The 16,522-nt window shown below is 69.2% G+C and carries 13 protein-coding genes and 1 pseudogene; 10 read left to right on the forward strand and 4 right to left on the reverse strand.

The window, feature by feature from the left end; genetic code table 11:
- Positions 1-2: 2 nt before the first annotated feature.
- Positions 3-2,186, forward strand: a complete 2,184-nt coding sequence (locus OZ671_RS20000) for a spermidine synthase (RefSeq protein WP_442957106.1) — start codon at positions 3-5, stop codon at positions 2,184-2,186.
- A 1-nt stretch (position 2,187) separates the two neighbouring features.
- Here the strand turns inward: OZ671_RS20000 and OZ671_RS20005 are convergent.
- A pseudogene (locus tag OZ671_RS20005) lies at positions 2,188-2,673 on the reverse strand (CinA family protein); the annotation flags it as partial.
- An 18-nt stretch (positions 2,674-2,691) separates the two neighbouring features.
- Positions 2,692-3,885 carry a bifunctional 2-C-methyl-D-erythritol 4-phosphate cytidylyltransferase/2-C-methyl-D-erythritol 2,4-cyclodiphosphate synthase gene (locus tag OZ671_RS20010; protein WP_268862386.1) on the reverse strand — a complete coding sequence of 398 codons (1,194 nt, stop codon included), beginning with the start codon at positions 3,883-3,885 and terminating at the stop codon, positions 2,692-2,694.
- 181 nt (positions 3,886-4,066) lie between these two features.
- On the opposite strand from OZ671_RS20010, the gene dusB reads away from it, so the two are divergent.
- The 8 genes from dusB to hflX all read left to right on the forward strand — a co-directional run bounded on the left by dusB (position 4,067) and on the right by hflX (position 14,334).
- Entirely contained in the window at positions 4,067-5,107 is a 1,041-nt protein-coding gene (gene dusB / locus OZ671_RS20015) for a tRNA dihydrouridine synthase DusB (RefSeq protein WP_268862387.1), read from the forward strand.
- Complete coding sequence (locus tag OZ671_RS20020) at positions 5,104-6,246, forward strand: two-component system sensor histidine kinase NtrB (protein ID WP_268862388.1); 1,143 nt, start codon at positions 5,104-5,106, stop codon at positions 6,244-6,246. The genes dusB and OZ671_RS20020 overlap by 4 nt, the downstream gene beginning before the upstream one ends.
- Before the next feature lie 11 nt (positions 6,247-6,257).
- A complete protein-coding gene (gene ntrC / locus OZ671_RS20025; protein WP_038313021.1) occupies positions 6,258-7,700 on the forward strand; it encodes a nitrogen regulation protein NR(I) in 1,443 nt (480 codons plus the stop codon).
- Between the two features lie 124 nt (positions 7,701-7,824).
- On the forward strand, positions 7,825-10,071 hold the full coding sequence (locus OZ671_RS20030) for a sensor histidine kinase NtrY-like (protein ID WP_268862389.1): 2,247 nt from the start codon (positions 7,825-7,827) through the stop codon (positions 10,069-10,071).
- Positions 10,072-10,092: 21 nt separating this feature from the next.
- On the forward strand, positions 10,093-11,460 hold the full coding sequence (gene ntrX, locus OZ671_RS20035) for a nitrogen assimilation response regulator NtrX (protein ID WP_268862390.1): 1,368 nt from the start codon (positions 10,093-10,095) through the stop codon (positions 11,458-11,460).
- A gap of 209 nt (positions 11,461-11,669) precedes the next feature.
- Positions 11,670-12,527, forward strand: a complete 858-nt coding sequence (locus OZ671_RS20040; RefSeq protein WP_268862391.1) for a D-amino-acid transaminase — start codon at positions 11,670-11,672, stop codon at positions 12,525-12,527.
- Between the two features lie 161 nt (positions 12,528-12,688).
- Positions 12,689-12,937 (forward strand): RNA chaperone Hfq, encoded by a 249-nt coding sequence (gene hfq / locus OZ671_RS20045; RefSeq protein WP_038313031.1) that lies wholly within the window; start codon positions 12,689-12,691, stop codon positions 12,935-12,937.
- 101 nt (positions 12,938-13,038) lie between these two features.
- Positions 13,039-14,334, forward strand: coding sequence for a GTPase HflX (gene hflX, locus OZ671_RS20050; protein WP_442957108.1), 1,296 nt, complete (start codon positions 13,039-13,041; stop codon positions 14,332-14,334).
- Between the two features lie 10 nt (positions 14,335-14,344).
- On the opposite strand, the gene mazG is transcribed toward hflX, so the two are convergent.
- A complete protein-coding gene (gene mazG / locus OZ671_RS20055) occupies positions 14,345-15,220 on the reverse strand; it encodes a nucleoside triphosphate pyrophosphohydrolase (protein ID WP_268862393.1) in 876 nt (291 codons plus the stop codon).
- Between the two features lie 196 nt (positions 15,221-15,416).
- On the opposite strand from mazG, the gene OZ671_RS20060 reads away from it, so the two are divergent.
- Positions 15,417-15,794 (forward strand): VOC family protein, encoded by a 378-nt coding sequence (locus OZ671_RS20060; RefSeq protein WP_268862457.1) that lies wholly within the window; start codon positions 15,417-15,419, stop codon positions 15,792-15,794.
- Positions 15,795-15,803: 9 nt separating this feature from the next.
- Here the strand turns inward: OZ671_RS20060 and phoU are convergent, their stop codons facing one another.
- Positions 15,804-16,505, reverse strand: a complete 702-nt coding sequence (phoU, locus tag OZ671_RS20065; protein WP_268862394.1) for a phosphate signaling complex protein PhoU — start codon at positions 16,503-16,505, stop codon at positions 15,804-15,806.
- Positions 16,506-16,522 lie beyond the last annotated feature (17 nt).

Raw genomic sequence — 16,522 nt, forward strand, 5'->3', positions numbered from 1 at the left:
GGATCACCGCGGCCTTCGGCGGAGCTGTGTTCACCAGCGCTGCCCTGCTGTTCGCCGTCCAGCCGCTATTCGCGAAAATGGTCCTGCCGCGCCTTGGCGGCAGTCCGGGCGTCTGGTCGGTCGCCATGGTGTTCTTCCAGGCCATGCTGCTCGGCGGCTATGCCTATGCCCATGTGCTGACGACCTGTCTGCGGCCGCGCGCGGCCGTGGCCGTCCATATCGCCGTCCTCGCCGCGGCCTCGCTCGCCCTGCCGCTCGGCATGGCCGGCGGCTGGGGCCGGCCTCCAGCGAACGGCGAGACGCTCTGGCTCATCGGCCTGTTCACGGCCTCCATCGGCCTGCCGTTCTTCGTACTGTCCGCCAATGGGCCGCTGCTGCAGGCCTGGTTCGCCCGGACACATTACGGCCAAGGCCGGAATCCCTACTGGCTCTACGCCGCCTCCAATGTCGGCTCGTTCCTGGCACTGCTGTCCTATCCGTTCCTCGTGGAGCCGCTCACGACGCTCGGCCTCCAGGTGACGGCGTGGTCGCAGGGCTTCTACCTCCTGATCGCGCTCGTCGCCTTCTGCGGCGCGCTGCTCGTCCAGCTGCCGGCGGCCGAGACGGGCGAGTCGGCCGGCCTGACCGAGGTCGGCACGGGCGCGGCACCGGAATTCCGCGCCATTGCTGGCTGGGTCGGCTTCGCCTTCGTGCCTTCGGCGCTGATGGTGGCGGTCACCGCCTATCTCTCCACCGATGTCGCCGCCGCGCCCTTCATGTGGGTGCTGCCACTCGGCCTGTTCCTGCTGACCTTCGTGCTGGTGTTCCAGGACCGGGAGCTGGTCTCGCATCGCTTCCTCCTGATGCTGCAGCCCTTTCTGCTGATCATGGTGGTGCTGACGCTGACGGCGCAGACGGCCATCAGCGCGCTCGGGCCGGTGGTCCTGCTGCATCTCGCCGCCTTCTTCGTGACCGCCATGGTGTGTCATGGCGAGCTCGCCCGGCGCCGGCCGGCGCCGCGCCATCTCACGGCCTTCTATCTCTGGATGTCGTTCGGCGGCATGCTCGGCGGCATCTTCACCGGGCTGCTGGCGCCTCATCTGTTTTCCTGGGTCGCCGAATATCCGCTGCTCCTGGGACTGGCGGTCCTGTGCCGGCCGGGGGCGTCCTGGCAGGCGTTCAAGGCCGATCGGGTGGCCCAGGGACTTGCCGCCGCCGGCGCCGCGCTGGTGCTCGCCGGCGTGGCCGGCGTCCCGGCCTGGCCGATGCTGGCGGCCGCAGCGGTTCTGCTCATGCGCGGGCTGCTGATCGGCGCCATCCTCTGGCGCAACCGGCCGTTCCGGCTGATGCTGCTGATGATGCTGGCGGTCGGCATCATGCGCGTCTTCGATGGCGGCACCGGCGAGACGCATACCACCCGCAGCTTCTTCGGCGTCCACAGGATCTCGGTCACCGACGACGGCCGGTTCAAGCAGCTGGCTCACGGCACCACCGTGCACGGCATCGAGCGCATCGCCGCGACCGGCCGGCCAGAGCCGCTCAGCTACTATCATGCGGCTGGACCGCTCGGGCAGGCGATCGCCGCGACGCGGGAAAGGCTTGGCCGGCCGATCCGGGTGGCGGTGGTCGGCCTCGGCTCGGGCAGCCTTGCCTGCTACGCCGTGCCCGGCGACGCCTGGCGGTTCTACGAGATCGACGCGGAAATCGAGCGGATCGCCCGCACCGAATTCTCGTTTCTGCGCCAATGCGCCCCCGAGGCGCCAATCATTCTGGGCGATGCCCGCCTGACCCTCGCGGACGGCGAGCAGGGCGCGGCCGATCTCATCATCATCGACGCCTTTTCGTCCGACTCGATCCCGAGCCATCTTCTGACCGCCGAGGCGCTGGCGGTCTACCGGCGCAAGCTGGCGCCGGGCGGCCTCGTCGCGCTGCACGTCTCCAACCGGCACATGGAGCTTTCGCCGGCGGTGGCGGCGACCGCCGCCGCTCAAGGCCTTGCCGCGCGCGGCATTGCCTATGTCTCGCCGCCCGAGGCGGTCGAGGCCAAGCGTTTCAGCGCCACGGTCGTGGTCGTCGCGGAACAGGCGGACAGCTTCGGCCGGCTCGACGCTGCGCATGGCTGGCAACCCGTGCGCAGCGATGCCAGGCCGTGGACCGACGACTATTCGAACATCGTCGGTGCGATCATCGCCCGCTACTGGCGCTGACCGCCAGCGCCCGGAGCATGCCGAGCGCGACGGCGACGCTTTCCATCCGCACCGCGTCGCGGCCGAGGGCGCCGAAGCGGCGCTCCTCGGCGATCAGCCGGCCGTCGCGCGCGGCGGCCGCGAAATGGACGAGCCCCACCGGCTTGTCGGCGCTGCCGCCGCCGGGGCCGGCAATGCCGGTGATCGATACGGCGAGACCGGCGCGTGAATGGGCGAGCGCGCCGCGCGCCATGGCCTCGGCGGTCTCGCGCGAGACGGCGCCGACACGCGCGAGAACGTCCGCCGGCACGCCGAGCATCTCCTGCTTGGCCTCGTTGGTATAGGTGACGAAGCCCCGGTCAACCACATCGGAGGAACCGGCAATCGCTGTCAGCGCGCCGGCGACCAGGCCGCCCGTGCAGCTCTCGGCGGTGGCCACCATCAGGCCGGCGGCGCGGCAGAGCGTCAGGACCTCGGTCGCCGCGGCGCGGATGTGACTGTCCTCCATGGTCAGGTCTCCTCTGGCTCATTCGCCGGGCAGGCGAACGGTCGCGACCGCCAGCGCCGCAAGTCCCTCGCGCCGGCCGATGAAGCCCATCTTCTCGCTGGTCGTCGCCTTGATGGCGATCCGCTCCGGCGCAAGGCCAAGAATCGCGCCAATGCGGGCCCGCATGGCATCGCGGTGCGGGCCGACCTTGGGCGCTTCGGCGACGATGGTGATGTCGACATTGCCGACCTGGCCGCCGAGCGCGGCGATGCGGGCGCCGGCATGGGCGAGGAAGAGATCGGAGGAGGCGTCGCGCCATTGCGGGTCGCTCGGCGGGAAATGGCTGCCGATGTCGCCGTCGGAGATCGCGCCGAGCAGGGCATCGGTCAGGGCATGCAGCACCACGTCGCCGTCGGAATGGGCGAGGACGCCGCAGTCGTGGTCGATCCTGACGCCGCCGAGCCAGACATGGTCGCCCGGGCAGAAGGCATGCACGTCGTAGCCCTGGCCGATCCGGACGTCGTTCATTGCGGCATGTCCCGTCATCAATCGCTCCGCCGCGGCGAAATCCTGCGCGTAGGTGAGCTTCACATTGGCCGGATCGCCGGCAAAGACACGCACCGCATGTCCGGCCCATTCCATCACGGCGGCATCGTCGGTGGCGACGAAGTCGACGGCCGCGGCGGCCTGGCGGTGCGCATCGAGCAGCGGCAGGAAGCGGAAGGCCTGCGGCGTCTGAATGGCGCGCAGCGCCGCACGCGCGGGGGTGCCGGTGACGGTCTCGTCTGCATCGACGCTCTTGACCGTGTCGACCACCGGCGTGCCGGGCACAGCGGCCAGCACGGCAGGATCGCCGAGGGCTGCCAGCGCCCGGTCGATGATGGCATGCGAGACGAAGGGCCGGGCGGCGTCGTGAATCAGCACGAGGTCCGGTGCTTCGGCGGCGAGCGCCTCCAGGCCGGCCCGCACCGACGCCTGGCGCGTCGCGCCGCCGGCGACCGGCGCGCCGAGCGCGGCGGAGGCGGGCACCGAGCGGTGGTAGATGTCGCTGTCGGCCGGCTCGATCACCACCCGCACCGTCGAGACCGCCGGGTGATCGGCGAAGATCGCCACAGAATGGGCGATCAGCGGCCGCGTGCCGACGTGCCTGTACTGTTTCGGCAGGCCGTGGCCGGCCCTGGTGCCGCGTCCGGCAGCGACGATCAATGCGGCAACGATCGGGGTCGAGGTCATCATGCTTCCGCCAGTCGAGGGCTCTACCTAGCCCGGATCGCGGGCAGGGGCTACCGCGCCCCGGTCGACCGCATCCACCGCGGGTGAGACGCGGGACATGCGCGCAATGCTCTTGTGCAGTGCGGCAAAACATGTCTAAACTGTAGGCACAATCGAGAGCGCACAGGAAATAGGCACATCAATGGCCGGCCTGCCCAATTCGACGCCTTCCGGGGCGGCCCTGTCGATCGGCGGCATCGCCGTCGCAAGCCCGGTCGCGCTCGCGCCGATGTCGGGCGTGACCGATGCGCCGTTCCGCCGCATGGTCGCGCGCTTCGGCGCCGGCTGGGTCGTGTCCGAGATGGTGCCGAGCGATGACCTGGCGCTGGGCGACGAAGAGGCGCGGCTGCGCGCGGAGGGCGACGGGCTCGACCTGCACGTGGTGCAGATCGCCGGCTGCGAGCCGCGCTGGATGGCGGAGGGCGCCAAGGTGGCCGCCGGCGCCGGCGCCGGCATCATCGACATCAATATGGGCTGTCCGGCCAAGCGGGTCACGGGCGGCTATGCCGGTTCGGCGCTGATGCGCGATCTCGATCTCGCCGAAGCGCTGATCGCGGCGACCGTCGCGGCGGTCGATGTGCCGGTGACGCTGAAGATGCGCCTCGGCTGGGACGAGGCCTCGATCAATGCGCCGGAACTGGCGCGCCGCGCCGAGGCGCTGGGCGTCAGGCTGATCACGGTTCACGGCCGGACGCGCCAGCAATTCTACAAGGGCCGTGCCAACTGGTCCGCCATCGCCGCGGTGCGCGCCGCGACACGCCTGCCGCTGGTGGCGAACGGCGACGTGACGACGCTCGCGGCGGCCTCGGACTGCCTTCGTCACGCGCAGGCCGATGCCGTGATGATCGGGCGCGGTGCGCAGGGGCGCCCCTGGTTCCTCGCGCAGGTCGCCGCCCATCTTGCGGGCGCCCCGGTGCCCGACGACCCCGACCTCGACAGCCAGCGGCGGATTGCCGTCGAGCTCTACGAGGACCAGCTGCGCCACTATGGCGCGGATGTCGGCGTCCGCCACGCGCGCAAGCATCTCGGCTGGGCGCTCGACCATGCCGCCCAGGCGGTCGGCGCGGCTCCGGGGGAGCTTGCGGCGGCGCGCCAGCGGGTGCTGACGCTCGATCAGCCGTCGGTCGTGATCCGTGCCCTCGCCGAAGCCTATGACACGTTCGCCTGGAGGGCGGCCGCATGACAGTCGCGACCAAGCCGCCGGCCGGGACATCCGCCGCGCCCGGCTCCGATTCGATCCTGAACGCCTTGCCCCATCCGGTCGTCAGCGTCTCGGCCGAGGGCGTGGTCCTCGACGGCAACGCGGCGGCGGAGGCCTTCTTCCAGGCCTCGATCCCCGTGCTGCGGCGCCACGCCCTGCGCGAACTGGTGCCATTCGGCAGTCCGCTGCTCGCGCTGATCGAGCAGGTCCGCGAGCGGGGTGCGCCGGTCAACGAATACAAGGTCGACCTCGGCACGCCGCGCAACGGCGCCGAACGCGTGGTCGACATCTATGTCGCGCCCCTGCCGGAACGGGCCGGCGCGGTGGTGATCATGCTCCAGGAGCGCACCATCGCCGACAAGATGGACCGGCAGCTGACCCATCGCGGCGCCGCACGCTCGGTCACGGCGCTGGCCGGCATGCTCGCCCATGAGATCAAGAACCCGCTGTCGGGCATTCGCGGCGCGGCCCAACTGCTCGAAAGCTCGGTGGACGACCAGGATCGCACGCTGACGCGGCTCATCTGCGACGAGGCCGACCGCATCGTGAAGCTGGTCGACCGCATGGAGGTGTTTTCCGACGATCGCCCGGTCGAGCGCGAGCCGGTCAACATCCATGTCGTGCTCGAACACGTGAAGAAGCTGTCGCAGTCCGGCTTTGCCCGCCATATCCGGTTCGCCGAGGAATACGATCCCTCGCTGCCGCCGGTCTTCGGCAATCGCGACCAGCTCATCCAGGTGTTCCTCAACCTCGCCAAGAACGCCGCCGAGGCGATCGGCGACCACGCATCCGACGGCGAGATCCTGCTCTCCACCGCGTTCCGCCCCGGCGTGCGGCTGACCATGCCGGGCACCAACAGCCGGGTGGCGCTGCCGCTCGAGGTCTGCATCCGCGACAATGGTCCCGGCGTGCCGGACGACCTGTTGCCACACCTGTTCGACCCGTTCGTCACCACCAAGAGTTCCGGATCGGGCCTCGGCCTCGCCCTGGTCGCCAAGATCGTCGGCGATCACGGCGGCATCGTCGAATGCGACAGCCAGCCGCGCCGGACCCTGTTCCGCATCCTCCTCCCCATGGCCCGGCTGTCGCATGGCGACGTGGCCGGCCGCAAACCGCTCTGACGAGGCCGACCATGCCGACGGGAACGATCCTGGTTGCCGATGACGACGCCGCCATCCGCACGGTGCTGAACCAGGCGCTGTCGCGGGCCGGCTACGACGTCAGGCTGACGGGCAATGCCACGACGCTCTGGCGCTGGGTCGCGCAGGGCGACGGCGACATCGTCATCACCGACGTGGTGATGCCGGACGAGAACGCCTTCGACCTGCTGCCGCGCATCAAGAAGCTGCGGCCCGACCTGCCGGTCGTGGTGATGAGCGCCCAGAACACCTTCATGACCGCGATCAAGGCTTCCGAACGCGGCGCCTACGACTACTTGCCGAAACCCTTCGACCTGAAGGAGCTCGTGTCGATCGTCGGCCGGGCGCTGGCCGAGCCGAAAGGCAAGCTGGGCGGCAAGGCTGCGCCCGCCGACGGCGACGCGATCCCGCTGGTCGGCCGCTCGCCGGCCATGCAGGACATCTACCGGGTGCTCGCCCGGCTGATGCAGACCGACCTGACGGTGATGATCGTCGGCGAGAGCGGCACGGGCAAGGAGCTGGTCGCCCGCGCGCTGCACGACTACGGCAAGCGCCGGTCGGGACCCTTCGTTGCGATCAACATGGCGGCGATCCCGCGCGATCTGATCGAGAGCGAGCTGTTCGGTCATGAAAAGGGCGCCTTCACCGGCGCCCAGGCGCGCAATCCAGGCCGTTTCGAACAGGCCGAGGGCGGCACGCTGTTCCTCGACGAGATCGGCGACATGCCGATGGAGGCCCAGACGCGGCTCCTGCGCGTGCTGCAGCAGGGCGAGTATACGACGGTCGGCGGCCGCACGCCGATCAAGGCCGACGTGCGCATCGTCGCGGCGACCAACAAGGACCTGCGTCAGCAGATCCAGCAGGGCATGTTCCGCGAGGACCTGTTCTTCCGGCTGAACGTCGTGCCGCTGCGCCTGCCGCCGCTGCGCGAGCGCAGCGACGACGTGCCGGATCTCGTCCGCCACTTCTTCACGCTCGCCGAGCGCGAGGGCCTGCCGGCGAAGCAGATCGACGCGGTCGCCATGGAGAAGCTCAAGCGCTACCGCTGGCCGGGCAATGTGCGCGAGCTGGAAAACATGATCCGGCGGCTGACCGCGCTCTATCCCCAGGAGGTGATCACCGGGCCGATCATCGACAACGAGCTGTCGGTGCCCGAGCCGGTGGCGGCGGGCGAGGCGGCGCGCGAGGACGAGACGCTGATGGCCTCGGTCGAACGCCATATGGGCACCTATTTCCGCTCCTTCGGCGACGACATTCCGCCGCCCGGCCTCTATCACCGGGTGCTGCGCGAGGTGGAGGTGCCGCTGATCTCGGCGGCGCTGGCCGCCACCCGCGGCAACCAGATCAAGGCGGCCGACCTTCTCGGGGTCAATCGGAACACGCTGCGCAAGAAGGTGCGTGACCTCGATATTCAGGTGATCCGGACCTCGCGCTGACGCGAGCCGGGTTTCCGTCACTTTTCGGTCACAGTTGTTGTAAAAATGCCGCAGGAATCCCTCGCGATCGGGTGATCAGGCCACCATGTCCGGTGGCCGCCCCGGTCCGGAGAGCGTCGCGCGCATGACGGCCCAAACATCGACCGAACCCGCAGGCCACGCCACCGACGGCGCGGCCACGATGCCGCGCCTGCGTTCCGGCCGGGCCGGGCCGGTCATGGTGGCGGTGGCGCTGCTCGCCGGCTTCGTCACCTTCCTTCTCGTGTCCGGCCTCGCGCCGATCGCGCCGACCCACCAGGTCGTGCTGAGCGTGCTCGCCATCGATGCCGTGCTGGTGCTGCTGCTGGTGCTGATGATCGTGCGCGAGATCCTGGCGCTGCGCCGGGCCCGGCGCACGGGCCAGGCCGCGTCCCGCCTGCACGAGCGCGTCGTGCGCCTCTTCGCCTTCGTCGCCTCGATTCCCGTCGCCGTCTTGGCGGTCGCCGCATCGGTCACGCTCGACCGGGGCATGGAAGGCCTGTTCTCGGGCGGCGTGCGGCGCGCGGTCGAAGCCTCGGCACAGGTCGCGAGCGCCTATATTACCGAGCAGATCGAGCTCGTCCGCGCCGAGGCGGGCGCGCTCACCCAGGACATCGAGCGCATCCGCTCGCTTGACGCGCGGCAGGTCGATTTCAAGCGCTTCCTGAGCGCCCAGGCACTGGTGCGCGGCTTCGTCGTGGTCCGCCTGATCCGGCCGGACGGCAGCGTCGTCGAGGCCGCCGACGTGCCGGTGCAGGCCGACTTCAACGTGCCCGCCGCGATCCTCGACGAGGTGGCCAAGACCGACGACATCATCATCAACGTGTCCTCGCGCGGCGACCGCGACTTCATCGAGGCGATCCTGCGGCTGAAGCGCGGGGTCGACGAGTTTCTCTACATCGTCCGGCCGATCAATCCGCGCATCGGCGAGCACTTGCGCGCGACGCAGCTCGGCCTGTTCGAATATCAGCAGCTGCAGGACCGGCGGCTCGGCCTGCAGATCGCCTTCGCGCTGATGTTCGCGCTGATCGCGCTGCTGGTGACGCTGTCGGCCGTCTTCCTGGGCCTCAGCTTCGCCAACCGGCTGGTGCAGCCGATCCGCCGCCTGATCGGGGCGGCCGGCCAGGTGGCCGGCGGCGACCTCAATGTCGAGGTCCATATCCGCAAGTCGGAGGGCGATCTCGCCAAGCTCGGCGACACGTTCAACATGATGACGACGCAGCTGCGCCAGCAGCGCGAGGACCTGATCAGCGCCCGCGATCAGATCGACAGCCGCCGGCGCTTCACCGAGGCCGTGCTGGCCGGCGTCACGGCCGGCGTGCTCGGCCTCGACGAGGCCGGCCACGTGACGCTGATGAACCGCTCCGCCGCCGACATTCTCGGCGTGCCGAGCGCCGAGCTGCAGGGGGCGGTGCTCGCCGAAAAGGTGCCGGAGCTCGCCGATCTCATCGCCAAGGCCGGGCAGGGCGGCGCGAACCTCGTTCAGGGCCAGGTCATGCTGGTGCGCGGCGGCCGCGAGCGCACCCTCGTCGTGCGGGTGGCGCTCGAGGCGGACGAGGAGGGCGCCCATGGCGCGGTCGTCACCATCGACGACGTGACCGAGCTGGTGGTCGCCCAGCGCACCTCGGCCTGGGCCGACATCGCCCGGCGCATCGCCCACGAGATCAAGAACCCGCTGACGCCGATCCAGCTCTCGGCCGAGCGGCTGAAGCGGCGCTACGGCCGGGTGATATCGGAGGATCGCGAGGTCTTCGACCAGTGCACCGACACGATCATCCGCCAGGTCGGCGATATCGGCCGCATGGTCGATGAATTCTCGTCCTTCGCGCGCATGCCGAAGCCGGTCTTCGAGCGCGAGGACGTCGCCGATACCGTGCGCGAGGCGGTGTTCATGATGCGCATCGGCTATCCCGACATCGAGATCGAGGCCGACCTGCCGGACGGCCAGTGGCCGGCCTCCTTCGACCGCCGGCTGATCAGCCAGGCGCTGACCAACATCATCAAGAACGCCACCGAGGCGATCGCCGCGGTTCCCGAGGAAGACCGCGGCAAGGGGCGCATCAAGGTGCGGCTCGTCGCAAATCCGCCTTTCTTTGCGATAGACGTCATCGACAACGGAATGGGCTTACCCAAGGAGAACCGCCACCGGCTGCTCGAGCCCTACGTCACGACGCGGGCGAAGGGGACGGGGCTGGGGCTGGCCATCGTCGGCAAGATTCTCGAGGAACACGGCGGCAGCCTCGGCCTGTTCGATGCGCCGCCGGACGCCGAGGGGCGGATCAGGGGCGCATGCATCCGCTTGAGCTTCAAGGACCAGAAAGTCGCCCTGGCCTCCGCCACGGCGGCCGAGTGACATGAAAACGGGTTAGGAAGAATGGCAGGCGATATTCTGGTGGTCGATGACGAGGCCGATATCCGCGACATCGTCGCGGGTATTCTGGACGACGAAGGCTATCGTACGCGCACCGCCCGCAATGCAGACGAGGCGCTGACCGCGATCGAAGCGCGCCGGCCCAACCTGATCTTCCTGGACATCTGGATGCAGGGCAGCCGGCTCGACGGCCTGCAGCTTCTGGACGTGGTCAGGGAGCGCCACCCGGAAGTGCCGGTCGTGATGATCTCGGGGCACGGCAATATCGAGACCGCCGTGTCCGCGATCAAGCGCGGTGCCTACGACTATATCGAAAAGCCGTTCAAGGCCGACCGGCTCGTGCTGGTCGCCGAGCGCGCCATCGAAACCTCGCGCCTGAAGCGCGAGGTCAAGGCGCTGCGCCAGATCTCCGGCCAGGCGACCGGCCTCGTCGGGCGGTCGTCGGCGATGAACCAGCTGCGCCAGATGATCGAGCGGGTCGCGCCGACCAATAGCCGGATCATGATCTTCGGCGCGTCGGGGGCCGGCAAGGAGCTGACGGCGCGCACCATCCATTCGACCTCGGCCCGCGCCAACGGCCCGTTCATCGTCATCAATGCGGCGGCGATCACGCCCGAGCGCATGGAGATCGAGCTGTTCGGCTCGGAAGGCGAGAACGGCCAGGGGCGCAAGGTCGGCGCCCTCGAGGAGGCCCATGGCGGCAGCCTGTTCATCGACGAGATCGCGGACATGCCGCGCGAGACGCAGAACCGGATCCTGCGCGTCCTGGTGGAGCAGAGCTTCCAGCGCGTCGGTGGCTCCACCCGCGTCCAGGTCGACGTGCGCATCATTTCCTCGACGGCACGCGACATCCAGTCGGAGATCGCCGAGGGGCGGTTCCGCGAGGATCTGTTCCACCGGCTTGCCGTCGTGCCGATCCGCGTGCCCTCGCTCGCCGAGCGGCGCGAGGACATCCCCGACCTCGTCGAGCATTTCCTCGACCAGATCTCGGCGGGCACCGGCCTGCCGAAGCGCCGCATCGGCGATGACGCCATGGCCGTCCTGCAGTCGCACGACTGGCCGGGCAATCTGCGGCAACTGCGCAACAATATCGAGCGCGTGCTGATCCTGGCCGGCGGCGACCCCGAGGCGGTGGTCGACGTGTCCATGCTGCCGCCCGATGTCGGTTCGGCCGTGCCGTCCATGCCGCAGGGGCAGGGGGGCGAGCACCTGATGGCGCTGCCCCTGCGGGAGGCCCGCGAAGCCTTCGAGCGCGAATATCTGGCGGCACAGATCAACCGTTTCGGCGGCAATATCTCGCGGACCGCGGAGTTCATCGGCATGGAGCGGTCGGCGCTGCATCGCAAGCTGAAGGCGCTCAGCGTCGGCTGATTCGGGCGCAGTCGCGGCGATAGCGGGCGGTCCCGCAAATTCGTCAGGGCCGCCTTGCGCGTGCAGATCCGGTCTTCGCGCCTTGCGCGAACCATGCCAGATTGCTGCTGCAGTGCGGCGTCGCCGTCGCGCTGCGTCGCGCAACGCACCAGGCGGCCCCGCATGCGGTGGCCCAACTGGTGGATGGCAAGCCCGAACAGGAGCCCGGAATGTCCCGCATCGCCTATGTCAACGGCAGCTACGTGCCCCACGGATCGGCCGCCGTGCATATCGAGGATCGCGGGTATCAATTCGCCGACGGCGTCTATGAGGTATGCGAGGTCAAGGGCGGCCGGCTCGTCGACGAGACGCGCCATCTCGATCGCCTCGACCGGTCGCTGCGCGAACTGCGGATCGACTCGCCCATGGCGCGCGGCCCCCTGTCGGTGGTGCTGCGCGAAACCGTGAGGCGCAACCGGGTGCGCGACGGCCTCGTCTACATGCAGGTGACCCGGGGCGTTGCGCGCCGCGACCACGCCTTTCCGAAGCCCGGCACGCCGCCGGCGCTGGTGGTGACCGCGAAATCGGTCGACATGGCAAAGGGCGCGGCCAATGCGGCCAAGGGCGTCAAGGTGATCACGCTGCCCGACAACCGCTGGGAGCGGGTCGACATCAAGTCGGTGGGGCTCCTGCCCAACTGCCTCGCCAAGCAGGCGGCACGCGAAGCCGGGGCCTTCGAGGCCTGGCTCGTCGATGCGGACGGTTTCGTCACCGAAGGCTCGTCCACCAATGCCTGGATCATCACCAAGGACGGCGTCCTTGTGACCCGGCATGCCGACAACAATATCCTGAAGGGCATCACCCGGACGACGCTGTTCGACCTCTGCAAGCGCGAGGGCATCCGCATCGAGGAGCGGCCGTTCAGCGTGGCCGAGGCACAGGCGGCGCGCGAGTGCTTCCTCACCTCGGCGACGACCATCGTGATGCCGATCGTCGAGATCGACGGCCGTCCGGTCGGCAACGGCGCGCCGGGGTCCATCGCCAGCGATCTCCGCGCGAAATTCCACGAGGTGGCCGAAATCGCCTGAGGCGATGGCGGGACTACACGAGGCCGTGAGGCCGCGGTGCTTGCGCTCGGCGGACGGATGGTCCTCTAATAGGCAGTCAAGAATAAGCCGGAATTGGCGCTGAGCCGGTTCCTCAACCTTCGCGGCGCGCTTTCTGCCGCGGCAACAACGGAAAAAACGCAATGGCGGATCGAGCCCAGAACCTTCAGGACACTTTTCTCAATCACGTCCGCAAGAACAAGGTTCCTCTCACCATTTTCCTCGTCAACGGCGTGAAACTGCAGGGCGTCGTCACCTGGTTCGATAATTTCTGCGTGCTCCTGCGGCGCGACGGCCACTCGCAATTGGTCTACAAGCACGCCATATCGACGATCATGCCCGGCGCGCCTGTCCAGCTGTTCGAACCGCAGGACGAGGGCGACAAGGGCTGAGATCCTTTTCGAGGCCCGGCTTGGATATCAGACGTCCCGACATCATCTCGCTCTCCAAGTCCGATGAGCCGCACGAACCGCGCGGCGAGCCGACGCGCGTCATGGTGGTGGTGCCGGTCAGGCCGCAGCGCGGCCGCGCCGGCGACGCCGCCGAAGGGCTGCGCTCGGCCGAGGCCAAGCGCGACGAGGCGGTGGGCCTTGCCGCCGCCATCGATCTCGAGGTGGTGGAGAGCCTGATCGTCACCCTCGCCGCGCCCCGGCCGGCGACGCTGATCGGCAAGGGCAAGGTCGAGGAGATCGCCGGCCTGGTCGCGGCCCACGAGGCCGGCCTCGTCTTCGTCGATGCGGCGCTCTCGCCGGTGCAGCAGCGCAATCTGGAAAAGGCCTGGAAAGCCAAGGTCATCGATCGGACCGGGCTGATCCTGGAGATCTTCGGCCGGCGCGCCCGCACCCGGGAGGGCGCGCTGCAGGTGGAACTCGCCCATCTCAGCTACCAGAAGAGCCGGCTTGTCCGTTCCTGGACCCATCTCGAGCGCCAGCGCGGCGGTTTCGGCTTTCTGGGTGGCCCCGGTGAGACCCAGATCGAAGCCGACCGGCGCATGATCCAGGAGCGGATCACCCGGATCGAGCGCGAGCTCGCCCAGGTCACCCGCACCCGGCGCCTGCATCGCGAGAGCCGGCGGCGCGTGCCTTATCCGATCGTCGCCCTGGTCGGCTACACCAATGCCGGGAAGTCGACGCTGTTCAACGCGCTGACCTCCGGCGGCGTGCTGGCGCAGGACATGCTCTTCGCGACGCTCGATCCGACCTTGCGCCAGCTGCGGCTGCCGCACGGCACGAAGGCCATCCTGTCCGATACGGTCGGCTTCATCTCGGAGCTGCCGACCATGCTGGTCGCCGCCTTCCGCGCCACCCTCGAGGAGGTGGTGGAGGCCGACGTGATCCTGCATGTCCGCGACGTCAGCCATGGCGATACGGAAGCGCAGGCGGCCGATGTCGCCGCCATTCTCGGCGAACTCGGCATTTCCGGCTCGCGGGCGCTCATCGAGGTCTGGAACAAGGTGGACCTGCTCGACGGCGAGGCCCGCACCGAGGCGCTCAACCGGGCGGCACGGGCCGAGACCGAGCAGCGGCCCTATCTCGTCTCGGCAGTGACCGGCGAGGGACTGCCCGAGCTGCTCGCGGCCATCGAGGAGCGGGTCGCGGCGGGTCACGAGCGCATGACGGTCACCGTGCCGGCCGCCGACGGGCGCACGCTCAACTGGATCCACGAAAATGCCGAAGTCGAGAGCCGCGAGGCGCTCGAAAGCGGCGAGACGCTGGTCACGCTGCGCATCGCACCGGCCAAGCGGCCGCAGCTCGAACGCCGGCTGGGCCTGCCCGGCAAGGCGGCCTGAACGCGGAGCGTCACCCGGCCTGTTTTGCCGCGCGCTCGGCGGCCTTGGCCTCGTTCCACAAGGCGTCCATCTCGTCGAGTGACGCCTCGGCCGGCTTGCGGCCCGCGGCTGCGAGACGGTCCTCGATGACGCCGAAGCGGCGTTCGAACTTGGCATTGGTGGCGCGTAGCGCCGCTTCCGGGTCGATATCGAGATGGCGCGCGAGGTTGACGACGGCGAACAGGAGATCGCCGATCTCGCCGGCTATGGCGGAGGTGCCTTCGCCGGCGCGGCGCGCGGCGACGATCTCGTTGGCCTCCTCGACGATCTTGTCGAGAACGCTGTCGACATTGTTCCAATCGAAGCCGACCTGTCCGGCCTTGTCCTGCAGCTTCAGGGCCCGGGTGAGGCCCGGCAGGGCGGCGGGAATCCCGGAGAGAACGCCGCCTTCGGCAAGCGGCGGGAGCCCGGCCTTGGCCCGCGCCTCGGCCTTCTGCCGCTTCTCCTCGCGCTTGATCTCGCCCCACAGCGCCTTGACGGCGTCGGGCGGCAGGTCGCGGGCGGAGCCGAAGACGTGGGGATGCCGGCGGATCAGCTTCTCGGTGATGGCACGGACGACGTCGGGGAAAGCGAAAAGGCCCCGTTCCTCGGCCATGCGGGCATGGAACACGACCTGCAGCAGGAGATCGCCGAGCTCGTCCTTGAGCTCCGAGAAATCGCCGCGGGTGATGGCGTCGGCGACCTCGTAGGCTTCCTCGATCGTATAGGGGGCGATCGTCTCGAAGGACTGTTCGAGGTCCCAGGGGCAGCCTTTTCCGGGCGTCCGGAGCCAGGCCATGATCTCGACGAGCCGCGCGATGTCGCTGGACGGTTCGGGCGATCGAGGGGCGTCGGTCGACACGGTCATCGCGAACTCGCTTTCGCTGCAGCCTCGGGGACTGGGCCTGGCTTCGGCTGCAACAAGGACCGTAAAGGCGCGGCCGCGCAAGCTTCGGCTGTGCGGATCCACAGGAAGGGCGAGGGCGCTCGTCGCGGCAATGTTCCCGTATTGTTCCATTCACCTGGGGCTGCTAGCCTTGTTGGCGGGAGGATTCGCCATGCCGATGCTGTCGCATGTGTCTTTGGGGGTCAGCGACCTCGCGCGCGCCACCGCGTTCTACGACGCGGTGATGGCGGCCCTTGGCTTTCAGCGGGTCTGGACGGCCGAAAAGGGCGTCGGCTATGGCCCGAGCGCCGCGGAGGAGGGGCTGACGCTGTTCCGCCAGACCGGTCCGGTCCGGGCGCCGGGGCCGGGTTTCCATCTGGCTCTGAACGCGCCCGACCACGGCGCGGTCGATCGCTTCCATGCCGCCGGCCTCGCCCATGGCGGGACCGACAACGGCCCACCGGGGCTCAGGCTGCACTATGGCCCGAGCTATTATGCCGCCTTCATCATCGATGCCGACGGCCACCACCTGGAGGCGGTGCATCAGACCCGGTAAGCCGGGCCGTCAGACCGCCGCGCCGACCGTGTCGCGCGTGTCCGGGCGGATGATGTCGAGCGCTTCGCCGGTTGCCGCATAATGCACGGACTCGGCGATGTTCGAGACGTGATCGCCGATCCGTTCGAGATTCTTGGCGACGAAGACGAGCTGGGTGCAGGCGGTGATGTTGCGCGGGTCTTCCATCATGTAGGTCAGGATGTTGCGGAAGACGGCCGTATAGACGTCGTCGACCGCGCGATCGGTCGCCCAGATGCCCAGCGCCTGGGAGGCGCTGCGGCCGGCGAAGGAGGCGAGCACCATGTCGAGCCGCTCCACCACCAGCGACGAGAGGCGCTGAAGCCCCGTGACCAGCGGCGCCGGCGGCGGCGTTGCGCCGAGCGCGGCATTGCGCTTGGCGATGTTCTTGGCGAGATCGCCGATACGCTCCAGGTCGTTGGAGATGCGCAGGGCGCAGACGACTTCGCGCAGATCGAAGGCGACGGGCTGGCGCCGGGCGATGAGCAGGATGCCGGCCTCTTCGGTCTTCTGCTGCAGGGCATCGATCTGGCGGTCGAGAAGCCCGGCCTGCTCGGTCAGGCCGGGGGCTTCATCGCCGATGGCACCGACAGCGATGACGGTGCTCTCGCGGGCGAGGCGGCCCATCTCGGCCACCAAGGCGCCGAGCTCCCGCAGTTCGTCGTCGAACGCGCTGACGGTATGGTCCTTCATGGGTCTTGCTCGATCGT

Origin of the sequence: Phreatobacter sp. AB_2022a (assembly GCF_026847585.1) — a bacterium.
In the GTDB taxonomy this organism is placed as follows: Bacteria; Pseudomonadota; Alphaproteobacteria; order Rhizobiales; family Phreatobacteraceae; genus Phreatobacter.